Below are 16,915 nucleotides of genomic sequence, written 5' to 3'. Positions count from 1 at the left end.
TGTATATAATCTATTAAACTTGTAGAGAATGTGGTACAATAATATTCTGGAGACAATCGGTAATACACCCTTGGTAAAGTTAAACAAGCTAACCAAAGATGTTAAGGCAACTGTATTAGCTAAGATAGAGACAACTAATCCAGGTAATTCGATCAAAGATCGAATGGCTATCAAAATGATTGAGGATGCGGAACGCGCCGGGTTGTTAAAGCCAGGTGGAACGATTATCGAAGGCACATCGGGTAATACCGGAATGGGTTTGGCAATTGCCGCAGTTATTAAGGGTTATAAGTGTGTTTTTACGACGACCGATAAGCAGTCGAAGGAAAAAATAGATGCACTGCGTGCTTTTGGGGCAGAGGTGATTGTGTGTCCGACCAATGTCGAGCCTGAAGATCCCCGTTCTTATTATTCCGTTTCGAGCAGACTTGAGAGAGAAATCCCCAATGCATGGAAACCAAACCAATATGACAATCTTTCCAACAGCCAGGCGCATTATGAGCAGACCGGCCCTGAAATATGGGAACAGACAGACGGAAAAATTACCCATCTATTGGTTGGTGTTGGAACAGGCGGTACAATAAGTGGCGCAGGGAAATATCTAAAGGAGAAAAATCCAGCCGTCAAGATATGGGGCATTGATACCTATGGATCGGTGTTTAAGAAATATAAGGAAACAGGCGTCTTCGATAAGAGCGAGATCTATCCCTACATTACCGAAGGGATAGGGGAAGATTTTTTACCTCGAAATGTTGATTTCGATGTTATCGATCATTTTGAAAAAGTGACGGATAAGGATGCAGCGTTGATGACGCGCGAAATTGCACGGCAGGAAGGTATTTTCGTTGGAAATTCCGCCGGTGCGGCCATTGCTGGCTTATTGCAGTTAAAAGATAGCTTAAAGGAAGGGGATTTAGTAGTTGTCATTTTTCATGATCATGGCTCCCGTTATATGGGAAAAATGTTTAATGAAGATTGGCTGCGGGAGCGAGGATTCCTTAAAGACAAGAAATTGACAGCGGAACGCATTTTAAAGAAAAGGGGACAACAGGAGATTATAACAGTAGATGGAGAACAGTCTGTAATCGAGACGTTTAATACAATGAAGACGCTCAATATATCACAAATCCCTATTACGCAACAAGGAATGGTGGTCGGCAAAGTCACTGAATCGGATATATTGAACGCACTCTTGGAAAATCCAAGTGTGAAATCAGGAAAGGTACAACAGATTATGACGGCACCTTTTCCTTTTGTTGATCTCAATACCTCAATTGACCGACTTTCATCACTTATCAATAAAGATAATAACGCCGTATTGGTGGAAGATGAGGGCGGTAAGCTCGAGATCATAACCCAATATGATATTATCAATGCTATTTCGGCTGGTTAGATGAGAGGAGGTGTAAGGCTTAAGCGGGTATAAGGTAGAGGGTATAAGTTCACCTTAAGCCCTACACCTTATACCTTACATCGCTCAATGCAGTGGTTTTCCTTCAATTCGTTTGATTTGAGCGCCGAGCGCCAGGAGCCGTTTATCAATGTGTTGATAACCTCGTTCAATTTGCTCAATATTATAAATAACGGATCTTCCTTGAGCGGATAGGGCGGCGATCAGTAAGGAAACTCCCGCACGTATATCGGGTGAAGTCATTTCGATTCCCCGTAATTTGAATGCTTTATTCAAGCCGATGACCGTTGCGCGATGAGGATCACATAAAATAATCTGTGCGCCCATGTCAATTAACTTATCGACAAAGAACAAGCGGCTTTCAAACATTTTCTGGTGAATTAACACATTCCCTTTGGCTTGTGTAGCTACGACAAGTACAATGCTTAACAAATCAGGCGTAAAACCTGGCCAAGGTGCATCTGCGATGGTGAGGATGGAACCGTCTATGAAGGTCTCAATTTCGTACGAATCTTGGGCCGGAATATAGATGTCGTCGCCCCGTCTTTCCAGTTTTATCCCTAGTCGACCGAAAACCGTCGGAATAATCCCTAGCTCATCAAAATGAACATCCTTAATGGTGATTTCTGACCCGGTCATCGCGGCTAAACCAATAAAGGAACCTATTTCAATCATATCGGGAAGCATACGGTGTTCCGTTCCTGTCAAATAGTCGACCCCCTCAATATTCAACAGATTGGAGCCTATACCGGAAATCTTAGCGCCCATACGATTGAGCATTTTGCACAGCTGTTGCAAATAGGGCTCACAGGCGGCATTATAAATCGTAGTTGTACCTTTTGCCAAAACAGCGGCCATCACAATATTTGCCGTGCCGGTTACGGATGCCTCATCCAAGAGGATATAAGTTCCGTGCAAATTAGTAGCATCGATATTAAAAAAATGGTTGTCCTGATCATAATGAAACCGAGCTCCGAGTTTTTCAAAACCTAAAAAATGCGTGTCCAACCGCCTTCGTCCTATTTTGTCTCCACCTGGTTTAGGAATGGCAGCTTTGCCGAAACGAGCGAGTAGAGGGCCAACGATCATAATAGAACCGCGCAGGCTTCCTCCCTTAGTTTTAAACTCTTCTGACTGGAAGTAATCAATATTAATGTTCTTTGCTTCAAATGTATAGGTGTCATCACTGATCCGTTCGATAGCTACTCCAAGATCACCTAAAAGCTCGATGAGTTTGTTAACATCTTTAATGTCAGGTATATTGCTGATCGTCATTTTCTCGGGCGTAAGCAATACAGCTGATAATATTTGGAGCGCCTCATTTTTTGCTCCCTGCGGGGTGATTTCTCCTTTCAGCGGTTTTCCACCGTAAATTTCAAATGCATTCATTCAACTATCCTAAATCGGTAAAAATTAAACCGGCCTTTATCTTGACATCGTTAGATACAGGCCGGTTGTTAAAAATATGTGGATAGCGATTTAGAAACGTTTACGCTTCTTGTTACCGCCATTATTCTGATTTTTATGCTGCTGCTGCCGATTTTTCTGGCCGCCACCACTTTGCTGGTTACTGCTAGTATTACTTTTTGTGCGATTACCTGGAGGCGGTGTTTTGAATTCCAGTTTAGTTAAGTTCACATCTTCATCGAGCACTAATTGACCATTTGACATTTCTTTCAAATCGTCAACGATGTGGTCGTCACTGACAGAATCTTTATTCCAAGTTACATAGGCCATTTTCATGAAATTGGCCATTGCCTGTACCATTGTTTTTTTACGTTCCGGATCTTCAATCTTCTTGGCCTTTTCAATCATTAACTCAATGATATAACCATAATGCTTGTATTTAATGCGATGCTGCGGATAATTCAACGTTTCCGGCTTTGCATGTATAGCACCTGGCGTAGGCTTGGGGTAAGGCGAATCTACGTCAATTTGGAAATCGGAGATAATGTGCAAGTGATCCCAAAGTTTATGTTTAAAATCCGATACATCCCTTAAATGCGGATTTAAAAAGCCCATTAGGTCGATGACAACCTGCGCGTGCCGGTTGCGTTCTTCCTTCGTGGGGAGGGTGCAGATATAAGCCACCATGTTTTGAACATTACGGCCATATTCTGCCAATATTAATCTCTTTCGTGTGCTATTATAGTCAAATTCCATATTTCAATTAGCTAATGAGCTAATTAGCCAATTGGCTAATTAACAATTCTAAGTTTTGCAAATTTAAGCAACAATTGCTTTTGTCCTAATTCTTTAAAAAAAATAGTTGCTTTTATGTCCGGTTTATTACCTTCTAAATTAATTACCTTCCCAAATCCAAAGCGTTCATGTTCTACTTCCATCCCCACTTGCAAATTACTGGTATCAGACGGTGCGAAACCGGCACTAGGTTGATGCGCTTTTGGTAAAATGGAAGTGGTTTTAGGCACTACTTTCGGTTTGGGTTTGGTAAAGATGTCTTGTGATTGCGGTTGCGACCAAGCTGTCCTTGCTTTACCAAAAACATCATCACCGCTGGATTTAGAGGCTGTAGGAGCACTGAAATCCAGTGCCAGGTATCTGGGGTCTATTTCATCTATAAACCGACTTGGTTCACAATTATTGAGTGTTCCCCAACGATAACGCGATGTTGCATAGGATAAGGTCAGCTTCTTCTCAGCACGTGTAATCGCCACATAGAATAGCCGACGCTCCTCTTCCAATTCCGTACGTGAATTCAGGGCAAGTTGCGAAGGGAAGAGGTTCTCTTCAAGTCCAACGATAAAAACCTGCGGAAATTCCAGCCCTTTCGAAGAGTGAATCGTCATCAGTGATACCGTATCAGCATTCGGATTCTTATCATTGTCGTCATTTGTCAATAACGCAATATCCTGCATAAATACATCTAGGCCTTTTTCTGCTATATCTTCACGCTCACTGAATTCTTTAATACCATTTAATAATTCCTGAATGTTTTCATACCGGTTTAGGCCTTCAACGGATTTATCCTCATAGAGATCTTTCAATATACCGGAATGTTGTGCGATATGTAGAGCGGTATCATAGGCACTGTTGTTCTTCGCCAGCACTTGGAAACTTTGGATGAGGGAACCAAACGGATATACAACAGCTGCCGTACGTCCGTCCAAATACTGTTGTGGGGTGGTAATGACTTCCCAAATACTTTTTTGATGTTGATCTGCAGCAATAAAGATGCGTTCTACCGAGGTGTCACCTATGCCCCGTCTGGGATAATTAATGACACGCTTAAGTGCTTCTTCATCGTTGGGGTTAAAAGTAAGTCGAAAGTAGGCTATTAAATCTTTGATCTCTTTCCTTTGATAGAAGGAGGTGCCTCCGTATATCTTGTACGGTATATTAAGTTTTCGTAAGGCCTCTTCCATGGCGCGCGACTGTGCGTTGGTACGGTAGAGAATGGCGAAATCCTTAAAACGCAGCGATTGCAAGGAACGGTCTTGCAAAATATTTTCCGCTACCATTTTTCCTTCTTCATTGTCGCTGAAAGCCCGTACAACTTTTATCTTGTCGCCCGTTTCGTTTTCAGAGAAAACGTTCTTTTTTAACTGATTTTTATTATTCGAGATAATACTATTGGCGGCATTTACAATATTTTGGGTAGAACGATAATTCTGCTCCAACTTAAAAACTTTTAAGTCCGGATAGTCTTTTTCAAAATTTAAAATATTCTGGATATTCGCGCCCCGGAAAGCATAAATACTTTGAGCATCATCACCCACTACGCAGATGTTCTCGTTGATTGCCGCTAGCCTTTTAACAATCAGATATTGTGAGAAGTTGGTGTCTTGGTACTCATCAACCATTAAATACTTGAACTTTGTTTGATATTTATAAAGTACTTCCGGATGTTGGTTCAGCAGGACATTGGTTTTAAAAAGCAAATCGTCAAAATCCATTGCACCTGCTTTGTAGCAGCGTTGACTATAGGTTTGATAAATTTGACCTAGATTACCCCTTCCGCCCGATTGATCCTCAGCCTGTATTTGTGCATTCTTTTGATACTCTGCAGCGGATATCAGGTTGTTTTTCGCCGCGGATATCCGATTATATACAAAGTTTGCATTGTACAGTTTATCATCTAACTGCATTTCCTTGAGAATCGATCGGATCAAGCTCTTACTGTCGTCCGTGTCATAAATAGTGAAATTGGCAGGATAGCCAATATGATGAGCCTCCACACGAAGGATTTTAGCGAATACGGAGTGAAAAGTACCCATCCAAATGTTTTTAGCTTCATTTCCAACTACTTTCATGATCCGCTCGCGCATTTCCTTGGCGGCTTTATTGGTAAATGTTAATACTAAAATGTTAAATGGATCAATGCCTTTTTGTATTAGATGGGCTACTCGATAGGTTATGACTCTCGTTTTACCCGATCCAGCTCCTGCTACAATCATAACAGGGCCATCTGTTTGTTCTACTGCTGCCCGTTGTGAAGGGTTCAATCCTTGTAAGTAATCCAAAATCTCCTCGCTATTTTTTTATTGGATAATGTGCTATTCAATAGTGCTTTACCAGATTGCAAGCTATCATAGGTTTAATATATAAAATCCCATGAATATCTATGATTGCCAAATACAAACACAGATGAAATAACCTGGATATTCCATATGGCCTTTAAAGGACAAATTATTTGCACATGAAATATTTAAGGGCATAAAGATACGAAATAGATATGAGCTTCATAAGGTGAGGGATGATTTTGTATTAAAATAATTTGGTTGCTTTTGATGTTCAATTAATACGGCAATTGGAGAATTGGGATTAGCATACTATAGAATATTTTAAATTTCGTATTTTCAGCCCATCAAATTTGAATTATGAGCTCATCATAGTTTATTCAAACCACATAGGGGATGAATAAATCTGATAGCTTCATCACTTTTAAAAAGAAAATTATATACAGATGAAACCGAGATGTAAATAATAATGGACACACAGGGCAATTGACAAGTATTTACATTTTTAGGTGTCAATGAGCTTCGCTGTCGCTTCGGTTATTTACCCGAGCTCTCATCAACCATCAAAAAGAAAATAACAGGATGAAAAAAATAATTGCTCCATTGCTTTTTTTGGGGATTTTGGTAACAGCGGGATGCAGATCGAATACGGCAACCGAAAGCGAAGATGAACAAAAAAAAGAAGAATGGGTCTCCCTTTTCAACGGAAAGGATATCAATGATTGGATGGTGAAAATTCATCATCATGAGTTCGGCGAAAATTATGGGAATACATTTCGGGTAAGGGATAGTACCATACAAGTACGATATGATCAATATGGCGATTTCAATGATCAATTCGGGCATTTATATTATAAAATCCCTTATGCCTACTACCACCTTAAATTAGCATATCGTTTTGTTGGTGAGTTACAAAAAGGGGCTCCGTCTTATACGCTACGTAATAGTGGAGTAATGTTCCATTCGCAAGACCCTCGTACTATGCCAAAAGAGCAAGACTGGCCTATTTCAGTAGAGATGCAGTTCCTGGGGGGCTTGGGGGATGGAAAGCCCAGGCCAACCGGTAATATGTGCTCGCCGGGAACTCATGTCGTATATAAAGGGAAAATCGCCGATTCGCATTGTCTTAATTCAACTTCAAAAACGTACGATGGGGATCAGTGGGTTCATGCTGAGCTAATCGTTTTAGGCGATTCTTTAGTGACCCATATTATTGAAGGGGATACCGTACTACAATATGCTAAACCACAGATTGGAGGTGATGTAGCACATGGTTATGACCCAACGATTAAAGTCGATGGCAAACTGTTGAAAAGTGGCTATATTGCACTCCAAAGCGAGGGACAGCCCGTCGATTTTAAGCATATTGAAATTAAAGATCTTTCTTCGGTTTATAAGAAATAATAATAGAACATGCAGGCATTGTATCCATTTAACGTGCGGGTGTACGGTATCCTTGTCACAGAGCAGGGCGAAATCCTGATCAGTGATGAACAAGAGTATGGTAAACGTTTTAGTAAATTTCCGGGAGGTGGACTGGAATATGGAGAAGGATTGCGAGACGCTTTACGCAGGGAGTATATGGAAGAATGTTTGGTAGAGGTGGAGGTATTAGATCATATTTATACAACCGACTTTTATGAACATTCTTACTTTAATGATAGTCAGATTATCTCCGTTTACTATCGTGTACGCAATAAAATGCCTTTTAATCTAACTTTTAAAACATGTGCTTTTGATTTTGATGAGACAGAAGGGGATGTTTTTCAGGCCTTTCGACTTATTAAGTTGGAAGACATTAAAATAGAGGATTTGACGTTCAAAACGGATCGCATTGCCCTTGAAGAGTTTTTTAAACAGGAGAAACATTTTATCAAATAATTTTGTTCAGTTTATTCATTATCAGAGGTTAACTACGTTAAAATATTCGGTTTAAGTATCTTTAAGGTGCTATGTTTGGTACCTTCTTAAACCTAATTTTATTACTAACCGCTATCAACCTCTCAGCCCAGGTTTACCCGGCTGCCCGATATTGTGCTATGGGTGGTACGGGAAATGCATTGCAAGGTGTTGAAGGGCTGACATCCAATGTGGCCGGCATTGGTTCAATGACTGCATCTAGAGCAGGCATTTATAACCAAGAACATTTTTTAAACACAGATATACGCACGCAGGGGCTGCTATTGGCAGTGCCCACAAAATTGGGTGTATTTGGTTCTCATATTTCAAATTATGGGATTAAGGATGCTTATAGCGAGTTGAAGGCAAATCTTAGCTACGCTAAACGTTTTGGCCCACAGCTGTCCATCGGCCTTGCTTTAAATTACCATCAACTGCAGCTGAGGGAATATGGCAGAAATCAAGCTTTTTCGGCGGATGTTGGTTTACAATTTCAAGTAAAACCATTCTGGGTCATCGGTGCTCGCGTTGCAAACCCTGGATATGCTTCTTATGATTATTCCGCTTATTCCGTTATTCCGGTGATAATCGGCGTAGGTACCAGCTATCAATTTCATCCGAATTTACTTATAACTGCCGATTCGGAGAAGGTTCTTTATCGAGATAAGGTAGATTTCCGAACAGGCCTTGAATATAAACCCATTTCCTGGATGAGCTTTCGAGGTGGAATCGGATTAAATGAGTTTAGTCAATTTTGTGGGTTTGGCTTTGTATATCATAAAATGATTTTGGATTTAGCCACGGTGATTCACCATCGACTAGGGTTATCCCCTCAATTATTGCTTGCCTATGCTTTCTAAATCGGTCTTTTTTGTATTCTTATTTCTGTTATCCCATCTGGCCACTTTTTGCCAAACGGAAAATACCGATCTTATCGAACAGCTTGTTGAATCCATGGCCGATGATCTCACAGAAGATTATGATTATATGGAGCTTACAGAGAGATGGAACTACTATTTGAAACATCCGATCGATCTTAATAAAACAAGCAACGAGGAATTAAGCGAACTTCGTTTTTTGTCACCCTTGCAGGTAGCTGCTATTATCAACCATCGTAAACTAGCGGGTCCTTATCTGACGGTATATGAACTGCAAGCGGTGGACGGGCTGGATGTGGAGACGGTACGGCTCCTGCTACCTTTTGTTCGGGTAGAGCCATCGTCGAATTGGAACATGCCGGCAAAAGAGTTTCTAAGCAGCGGAAGACATGATTTGATGTTTCGATATGGACGCATCCTAGAGAAGCAAAACGGCTATGCCATAAAGGATCTAAACAGGTCGAGATATCTGGGTAGTGCCGATCGTTTATTTGGCCGATATCGTTACACGGTTCCGCAAAAACTTCAACTATCGTTAAACATGAAAAAGGACGCAGGTGAACAGTTCTTTAACGGGGCACAGCGCCTTGGCTTTGACTTTTATTCGGGAAGCCTTTATCTACAGAGCGTAAAACGATGGAAACATGTTGTTATTGGCGACTATTCTCTACAGTTTGGACAAGGACTTGCTTTATGGACAGGGGTTAGTTTCGGAAAGGGAGCACTGGTTCAACATGTGGCGCGACAAGGCATCGGTTTACGTCCCTATACATCAGCTAACGAGTTTTCTTTTTTTCGCGGGATCGCAGCCACCTATTCAGTCAAAAAGTGGAGCATTACGCCTTTTATATCTTATAAAAGATTGAGCGCTACCTTCGTGGATAGTCTTGCCGGTAAAGCTAATTATAGCGCTATTATTGAAAACGGCTTACATAGAACACCTAACGAGGTATCGAACAGGCACAATTTAAAGCAGTTGCTATTTGGTACCAATGTTCAGTATCAACGAAATTCACTTACTATTGGTGGCAATGTGTTTTATACCAAGCTGTCAGGTATAATAAGACCTCGGACACTTTTATACAATCAATATGCGTTTGCCGGAAACGATTTATCAAATGCCAGTATATACTACCATACCTATATTCATAATATGTACCTCTTTGGAGAAGTAGCGCATAGTTTTGGTAGCGGTTTAGCGTATACAAATGGTATTATCGCGTCCTTATCACACGACCTATCGTTGGTTTTGCAGTACAGAGATTACCAAAAGAGCTATCATGCATTCTATAACCAAGGATTATCGGAAGGGAGCCGTGCAGTAAATGAAAAAGGATTCTATACCGGACTTATCTTTCAACCCAATAAGAAAGTACTATGGGTAGCTTATGCAGATGCTTTTAAATTTCCTTGGATACGGTACCGAGTAGACGCACCATCGGATGGTCAGGATCTGTTTACACAATTGACTCTTACTCCCAATAAAAAGCTAAGATATCTGCTTCGTTACCGTTTTCGGAATAAAGCTGAAAATGGCGATTCGATACACCCCACTGCCGTGCTAGACCGGGTTCGGCGACAACAAATTAGGGCTGAAGCACAGTATCAGGTTAGCTCGACCATCGTTTTCCGTAACCGGTTTGAATATGGGTTTTATAAAAAAGCCGCACATGCCGAGAAAGGCTACCTGTTTTATCAGGATGTGATTTATAAGTCTCAAGGTATGTTTTCAGGTAATGCCCGTATCGCTTTATTTAAAACAGATGGTTACAATTCGCGCATATACGCCTTTGAGAATGATGTTTTATATGCATCATCGTTTCCATTCTACAGCAATAAAGGGATACGGTATTATCTCAATCTGCGCTGTCGAATCAAGAGGGGTATGGATTTTTGGTGCCGTTATGCGGCTAGCCACTATCCGACGCTCCAAGAGCTGGGTTCGGGCTTGGATAAGATTGAAGGCAATCGCAAATCAGAAATCAAAATGCAGCTACGCTTTCAATTTTAAACTGAGATGTCTAGATTCATCAATTACCATACACAGGCGCCATTCGTATCTTTTTTGCTTGCCCTCATCCTCGGAATTGGAATAACCTATCTCATACCCCTGTCAATTCTTACGTATCGGTTCATACTAATTGCTTGTCTATTGTTAATTGCTTGTTTTTTTGGTCTTGCCATTGGAACAAAGTGGAAGGTTCGATACTTATATGGACCTGCTTTTATAATTTTTTTTTCAATACTTATTTGCTTCGGAGTTTTGCTAAACTGGGAAAGCAATCCGGTTATCGACCATAGACATTTCAGTCATTATCAGAGTGATCATTTGCTTGGTTTTGTATCCGGTGAACCTAAGGTGAAAGGGGAAATTATAAGCACCGAAATGACAATCAATTATGTGAAGATAAAAGATGAATATAAGCCGGTAAGAGGGAAGCTTTTACTGAAAATTAAAACAAAGGAGAGAGACTTACTACTCCATTATGGTGATGAGCTTTGTATTCTTAGCAACTTTAAACGACTCAGGCAACCTTATAATCCCCATGAATTTGATTACGCAGTTTATATGTCTCATCGGGGAATTTGGCACGAAACGTTTCTTACTTCAGATGCGTTGAGCAAGACCGGTCGTAAAACGGGAAACCAGTTAATCGGTTACGCGCTCGAAACCAGAAAAAAAATGGTCGAGAAGTTTAATCGGTATTTTAAGAGTAAGGAGTCTGCGGCACTTCTCGCTACGCTAGTTTTAGGGTACCGTGCTTCCTTGGAGAAGGAACTGATAAAGGTCTTCTCCGCTACCGGCACAATACACATATTGGCCGTTTCCGGTATGCATGTTGGAATTGTCTTCGCTTTGTTTGCTTTTTGTTTACAATGGATGAATAAAGGCGGATGGTTGCGATATATACGTCTTCTTTTATTATTACTCTTTATATGGGCTTACGCATTACTAACAGGTTTTGCGCCATCTGTTCTCCGAGCGGCATTTATGATCAGTATCTTCATTATTGGCAATACGCTGAGACGTGCCGGTAATGGATATAACAACCTAGCCGCCTCTGCCTTTTTCTTATTATTGTACAACCCGGGATTTCTTAGAGATGTAGGTTTCCAATTGTCTTATTTGGCGGTTCTTGGCATCATTTGGTTGATGCCTCTTTTATCAGAGCTAGTAAGGTTTAAATATGAACTAGCGAATAAAGGCTGGTCATATGTATCGATGTCTTGCGCAGCACAATTAGCGAATTTCCCACTGGTGCTCTATTATTTTCATCTCTTTCCTGTTTATTTTTTGCCGGCAAACTTGTTTATCACCTTGCCGGTTAGCCTCATTATTTACGCTGGTTTCTTATTATTAATGCTGCCGCTAAACAAATTCACCTATGGTATGGCTGATATATTAGAGCAATTCGTTCTTTTTGTTAACCGGGTATTGGTTCGTATAGAACAATGGCCTTTAGCTACCGTGAAGTCGATTTGGTTAACAAGCTATGAATACCTGATGCTTTACCTGGTTATGATAACGCTGGTACTAGCTTTTCAATTTTCCCGGAAGCAGTTGTTTTATGTATCAATTATAAGTATTCTTGTTTTAGGACTGATTGTCAATCAGCAATTATGGTCTAAGCATAACAGTAACCGACTCATCATCTTCAATGTCAATGATCAAATGGCTATAGGGCTTATAAATGGTGCAAAACCAATTCTTTACAGTAATGCCGATTCGATACAACAAGCGTTTATCCAATATTCCGTAATACCGGCACTTGAAGCTTATTCATCGATTCAATATTTATCCTTTATCAAAGAACCAGTGAAGTTCCATCTTAACGATATTTCCATCACGAACAATCATCTTCAATTTATGGAGAAACAGTTGCTGATTTTAGACGGTCGAAAGAACCATCCAATCGCTACCGCACCTGACTGGTTGTTGGTACGAAACAATCCGAAAAGACCGTTAGACAGCTTGTTGGACACCTTGAAAAAAAGCACGCTTCTTATACTAGATGGGTCTAATAGTCGGCATACCATTGATAGGTGGCGGGCAGATGCAGAGCGATTGAATATCGAATTCTACTGTCTAAAGGATAATTTTGCTTATGTTTGGAGCGCTAAATAGCTTAAACGCTATGTCTATACACGAAATTCTAGAACGGTATTGGGGTTATTCGCGTTTTAGACCTCTTCAGGAAGAGGTTATAAACCATGTTTTGGCTGGCCATGATGCCTTAGCGTTGATGCCTACAGGCGGAGGTAAGTCGCTCTGCTTTCAAGTTCCTGCACTGGCAATGAAAGGGATTTGCATTGTTGTAACTCCTTTGATAGCCTTAATGAAAGATCAAGTCGAGAATTTAAAAGCAAGAAACATAAAAGCGGTAGCAATATTTGCGGGTATGACCAAACGTGAAGTAGATATTGCATTGGACAACTGCGTGTATGGAGATATAAAATTTTTATACCTGTCGCCTGAACGCCTAATGAACGAGCTCGTGAAAGAACGGCTACGGTATATGCCTGTCAATTTATTCGCCATTGATGAGGCTCATTGTATTTCACAATGGGGATATGATTTTAGACCCCCTTATCTTCATTTATCTGAACTACGTGAGCTACATCCACAGGTGCCGTTTTTAGCATTAACGGCTACTGCCACACCTAAAGTAGTAAATGACATCCAGGAGAAACTTAAATTTAGAAAAACGACCGACCAAGCCGTATTCGTCAAAAGTTTCTCACGGGAAAATTTGGCCTATATGGTGATTGCTGAAAACCATAAGACCGGCCGCTTAGTCAAAATCATAAAAAAAATAAAAGGAAGTGGTATCGTTTATGTCCGAAACAGAAGGGAAACGCAGGAAATTACCCGTTTCCTGTTGATGGAAAACATAAAAGCCAATTTTTATCACGCCGGGTTGTCGACCCCGGAACGATCGAAAAAGCAAGAGGCATGGAAACAAAACCAGACACAGGTAATTGTAGCAACCAATGCTTTTGGTATGGGTATTGACAAACCTGATGTTCGTTTCGTAATCCATATGGATATTCCGGATACATTGGAAGCTTATTTTCAGGAGGCTGGGCGAGCCGGACGGGATGGAAAGAAAGCCTACGCGGTGTTGTTGTATAATGAAGAAGACAAGGAGCGACTAATAAGAAATTTTGAGTTAAGCTTTCCCACAACCAAGGAAATCACCCAAATTTATTATCACTTGGGAAATTATTTTCAATTGGCGTATGGTGCGGGACAATACCTGTGCTTTGATTTTGATATAGGCACTTTTTGCAAAAGGTACCAGTTAGAACCTTTAAAAGTAATTAGTGCGCTGAAGTTTTTGGAACGCGATGAATGGCTCGCAGTAACAGAAAATGTATACTTACCTTCCCGGTTTCGCTTCGAAGTGGGATCGCAAGATCTATACAGTTTTCAAGTAGCCCATGCCAACCTGGATGGATTTATCAAAGTCATGTTGCGTGCTTATGGCGGGGCCTTTGATTATTATGTTTCATTCCGTGAGGCGGACTTAGCCCGTAAAGCGGGACTCTCACTCCATGAGACGCTTAACCATTTAAAGCAGCTGGAACAGTATCAGATTATCAGTTATTTATCGCAGACAGATAAACCACAGATCCAGTTCTTGCAACCAAGAAGCGATTCACAGCATTTACATATTGACAAAAAGCACATTGATGAACGAAAGAAAATAGGCGAGGAGCAATTGCAGTCTGTACTCAACTTTTTACAGCTTGATGCTTGCCGATCACAACAACTGCTAGCTTATTTCGGAGAGAAAAACATGGAGCTTTGTGGGATATGCGATTATTGCCTGAAGAGGCAGAAGAAAGCAAAGGAAGAAGAAATAGAAGACCTAATCGTTGCCGAGATCATAGACCTGCTATCAACTAATCATTTGACCTTAGATGCTTTGGTTGATGGATTGAAAACGGGAGATGAAAGTGATCGGATCACCTGTATCCGTAATTTAGTTGATGGCGGAAAAATAAAATTTAATAGCGGTAAGTATTATCTCTAATGGAATAAATAAAGAGTACAGTCCCCTTTACACAGAAACACACTGTTACAAAATAAGTGTGAAATAATCACATTAGCATACAATTGACCGAGTTTGTTTGCTTAATTGAATGTTGTTTATATATTTGTGCTAACCACTTTATAAACGATATGGAATACTGCGACTCTACGGATGCTGAATTACTAACGAAAATAAAGGAAAATGACCACCGAGCATTCAAAGAGATTTATAAGAGATATTGGAAAGTGTGTTTTTTACAATTATTCAAAAAATCAAGCAGTAAAGAGTTAGCAGAGGAATTAACCCAAAATATTTTCATATCCCTGTGGGAGCGCAGGCAAATAGTTGAAATAAACAATTTATCTGCTTACTTGATGTCGGCTGTTCGATTCAGCTTCATTAATTATCTAAAAAACGTTTTGCAATTTGATCAATATGCGGAATACAAAAAGACGCATAGTGAGATCGGTGCGAATAGCTTGGAAGAGCAGTTAGCGGTTCGGGAGCTTTCTATCTCGATAGAAAAAGGAATTAATATGCTGCCTCGTAAAACCCGGGAAGTGTTTGTGCTAAGTCGCCTGGAATATAACTCGGTGAAGGAGATCGCACAGAAATTAAAAATTTCCGAAAAGGCAGTAGAATACCATATTACCCAATCGTTAAAAGCCATGCGACTAGCCCTGAAGGATTATATGATTATTATAACTTTTATTGTTTCTGCTTTATTTTGCTGCTAGAACGACTTCCGGAAATCGGCTATCAGCTTTTATTGCATATCCCTGGCTTTAGGCAATAAGCTTACACAAATTCCATTACCACATCATTATATTGGCTAATTATCACATTGGCTAATTCGTTAAGTAGTCAAATAGTTGAGTAGGGAAATAGTTGCTCTACAATTCACCACTTAACGACTCAACCAGTCAACGTTTCAACAACTCAACCACACCACGTCTCAACCAAATCAAAAAAAAAATTAAAAAAATTTAGGGGTATGGCTTAGTTGTATTACTATAGATATGTAAAGCCTTTATAAGGCCTATACTAACCAGCATCATTATGAGCCGTAAAGCCTTTCAAAGTTTATTGGAGCGCTATTTAAAAGGTAACTGCACACAGGAGGAGCAGGAAACCGTTCGTCGTTGGTATGATTTGTTAGATAGCGATGTCGATTTAAATTTAAGCGAAGTCGAATTTGCAGAACTGGAAGATCGGCTATGGGACAAGATTAACAAGGAAACGCAACCAAGTGAGGGCAAAAAAAAAGGTCAATCGACGGTGATTAGGCCATTCGGTAGATTTTATATATCAATAGCCGCAGCCGTGGTGCTATTAATTATAGGTTCCGCTTGGGTTTACAATCGATTAAAATGCAATCCTGTTGAACCCGATTTTGTGAGTAAAAAGGAAAGCTTCATTACGAAAATTGTAAATCCGAATGATGAACCGTTGGAAGTTTCCTTGCCGGATTCAACGCGGATTAAGCTTTTTAAAGGCGCCCAGTTAACTTATGCTACGCGTTTTAATAAACGAGAAGTTTCATTAGTCGGTGATGCACTATTTAATGTGAAGGGAGATCCCGCTAATCCTTTTCAGGTATTTCATGAGGAGATGATTACCAGGGTATTAGGTACTTGCTTTAAAATCCAGTCGGGCAAGGGAGCGGGTAAAGACGAAGTAATTGTGTACACCGGTAAGGTACAAGTAATACGAAGTGCTAAAAATAATTTGGTACGACGAATAATAGAGACACCGAAGACCTTGAATTTAACGATGAATCAACGAGCGATATTGGACGAGCAAAAAGGAAGCTTTAGTGAAACGTTGGTAGAAAGGCCCATTCCTGTTGAGACGAAAAGAACGCTACTTGATGAGGTCGTATTTAAAGAAATCAGTTTAGCAGACTTAGCCAATAAATTACGTGATGTTTATCATATCGATATCCGTGTAAGACCAGCTGTCAGGAAGATTACATTTCGAGGAGATTTGAGTGGTATGGAGTTGTTTGATCAGCTAAATCTCGTTTGCAATGTTACAGAAACCAATTACCATATAATCGGTAAAACAATTGAAATCCAATAAATCCAATCAATAAAACGAAAACCAAACATGAATCGCTTATGAACACAACGTAGACTAAACCAAACAAAGACCGGCAATATGGGGGTATTGCCGGTCGGAGATTAAATCATGATTCAGGGTCGGTGC

12 protein-coding genes are annotated in these 16,915 nt (G+C 40.3%); 9 read left to right on the top strand and 3 right to left on the bottom strand.

Annotated features, from left to right (window positions below; genetic code table 11):
- Positions 1 to 28: 28 nt before the first annotated feature.
- Entirely contained in the window at positions 29 to 1,393 is a 1,365-nt protein-coding gene (locus tag M1D52_RS16320; protein ID WP_437363312.1) for a pyridoxal-phosphate dependent enzyme, read from the top strand.
- 84 nt (positions 1,394 to 1,477) lie between these two features.
- On the opposite strand, the gene murA is transcribed toward M1D52_RS16320, so the two are convergent.
- The 3 genes from murA to M1D52_RS16305 all read right to left on the bottom strand — a co-directional run bounded on the left by murA (position 1,478) and on the right by M1D52_RS16305 (position 5,895).
- A complete protein-coding gene (gene murA / locus M1D52_RS16315; protein ID WP_437393001.1) occupies positions 1,478 to 2,800 on the bottom strand; it encodes a UDP-N-acetylglucosamine 1-carboxyvinyltransferase in 1,323 nt (440 codons plus the stop codon).
- A 90-nt stretch (positions 2,801 to 2,890) separates the two neighbouring features.
- Entirely contained in the window at positions 2,891 to 3,574 is a 684-nt protein-coding gene (locus M1D52_RS16310; protein WP_013666196.1) for a DUF4290 domain-containing protein, read from the bottom strand.
- Positions 3,575 to 3,609: 35 nt separating this feature from the next.
- The gene (locus M1D52_RS16305; RefSeq protein WP_013666197.1) at positions 3,610 to 5,895 is read right to left on the bottom strand and encodes an ATP-dependent helicase; all 2,286 of its coding nucleotides are present in this window, start codon (positions 5,893 to 5,895) and stop codon (positions 3,610 to 3,612) included.
- Between the two features lie 579 nt (positions 5,896 to 6,474).
- On the opposite strand from M1D52_RS16305, the gene M1D52_RS16300 reads away from it, so the two are divergent.
- The 8 genes from M1D52_RS16300 (at position 6,475) to M1D52_RS16265 (ending at position 16,789) form a co-directional block, all read left to right on the top strand.
- On the top strand, positions 6,475 to 7,296 hold the full coding sequence (locus M1D52_RS16300) for a 3-keto-disaccharide hydrolase (protein WP_013666198.1): 822 nt from the start codon (positions 6,475 to 6,477) through the stop codon (positions 7,294 to 7,296).
- A gap of 9 nt (positions 7,297 to 7,305) precedes the next feature.
- On the top strand, positions 7,306 to 7,773 hold the full coding sequence (locus M1D52_RS16295; RefSeq protein ID WP_013666199.1) for an NUDIX domain-containing protein: 468 nt from the start codon (positions 7,306 to 7,308) through the stop codon (positions 7,771 to 7,773).
- A 71-nt stretch (positions 7,774 to 7,844) separates the two neighbouring features.
- Positions 7,845 to 8,651, top strand: a complete 807-nt coding sequence (locus M1D52_RS16290; protein WP_437392999.1) for a hypothetical protein — start codon at positions 7,845 to 7,847, stop codon at positions 8,649 to 8,651.
- Positions 8,641 to 10,680, top strand: coding sequence for a ComEA family DNA-binding protein (locus M1D52_RS16285; protein ID WP_437392997.1), 2,040 nt, complete (start codon positions 8,641 to 8,643; stop codon positions 10,678 to 10,680). Before M1D52_RS16290 ends, M1D52_RS16285 begins: the two co-directional genes overlap by 11 nt.
- Positions 10,681 to 10,686: 6 nt before the next feature.
- A complete protein-coding gene (locus M1D52_RS16280) occupies positions 10,687 to 12,795 on the top strand; it encodes a ComEC/Rec2 family competence protein (protein ID WP_437392995.1) in 2,109 nt (702 codons plus the stop codon).
- 10 nt (positions 12,796 to 12,805) lie between these two features.
- Positions 12,806 to 14,707: a RecQ family ATP-dependent DNA helicase gene (locus M1D52_RS16275; protein WP_437392993.1), complete on the top strand. Its 1,902-nt coding sequence runs from the start codon at positions 12,806 to 12,808 to the stop codon at positions 14,705 to 14,707.
- A gap of 149 nt (positions 14,708 to 14,856) precedes the next feature.
- Entirely contained in the window at positions 14,857 to 15,444 is a 588-nt protein-coding gene (locus M1D52_RS16270; RefSeq protein WP_013666204.1) for an RNA polymerase sigma factor, read from the top strand.
- A 322-nt stretch (positions 15,445 to 15,766) separates the two neighbouring features.
- Positions 15,767 to 16,789 (top strand): FecR family protein, encoded by a 1,023-nt coding sequence (locus M1D52_RS16265; RefSeq protein WP_437392991.1) that lies wholly within the window; start codon positions 15,767 to 15,769, stop codon positions 16,787 to 16,789.
- Positions 16,790 to 16,915: the final 126 nt, after the last annotated feature.

It is taken from the genome of Olivibacter sp. SA151 (genome assembly GCF_054130995.1).
The sequence above is the reverse complement of the archived record's forward strand: the minus strand, read 5'-3'. Positions and strand labels throughout refer to the sequence as shown.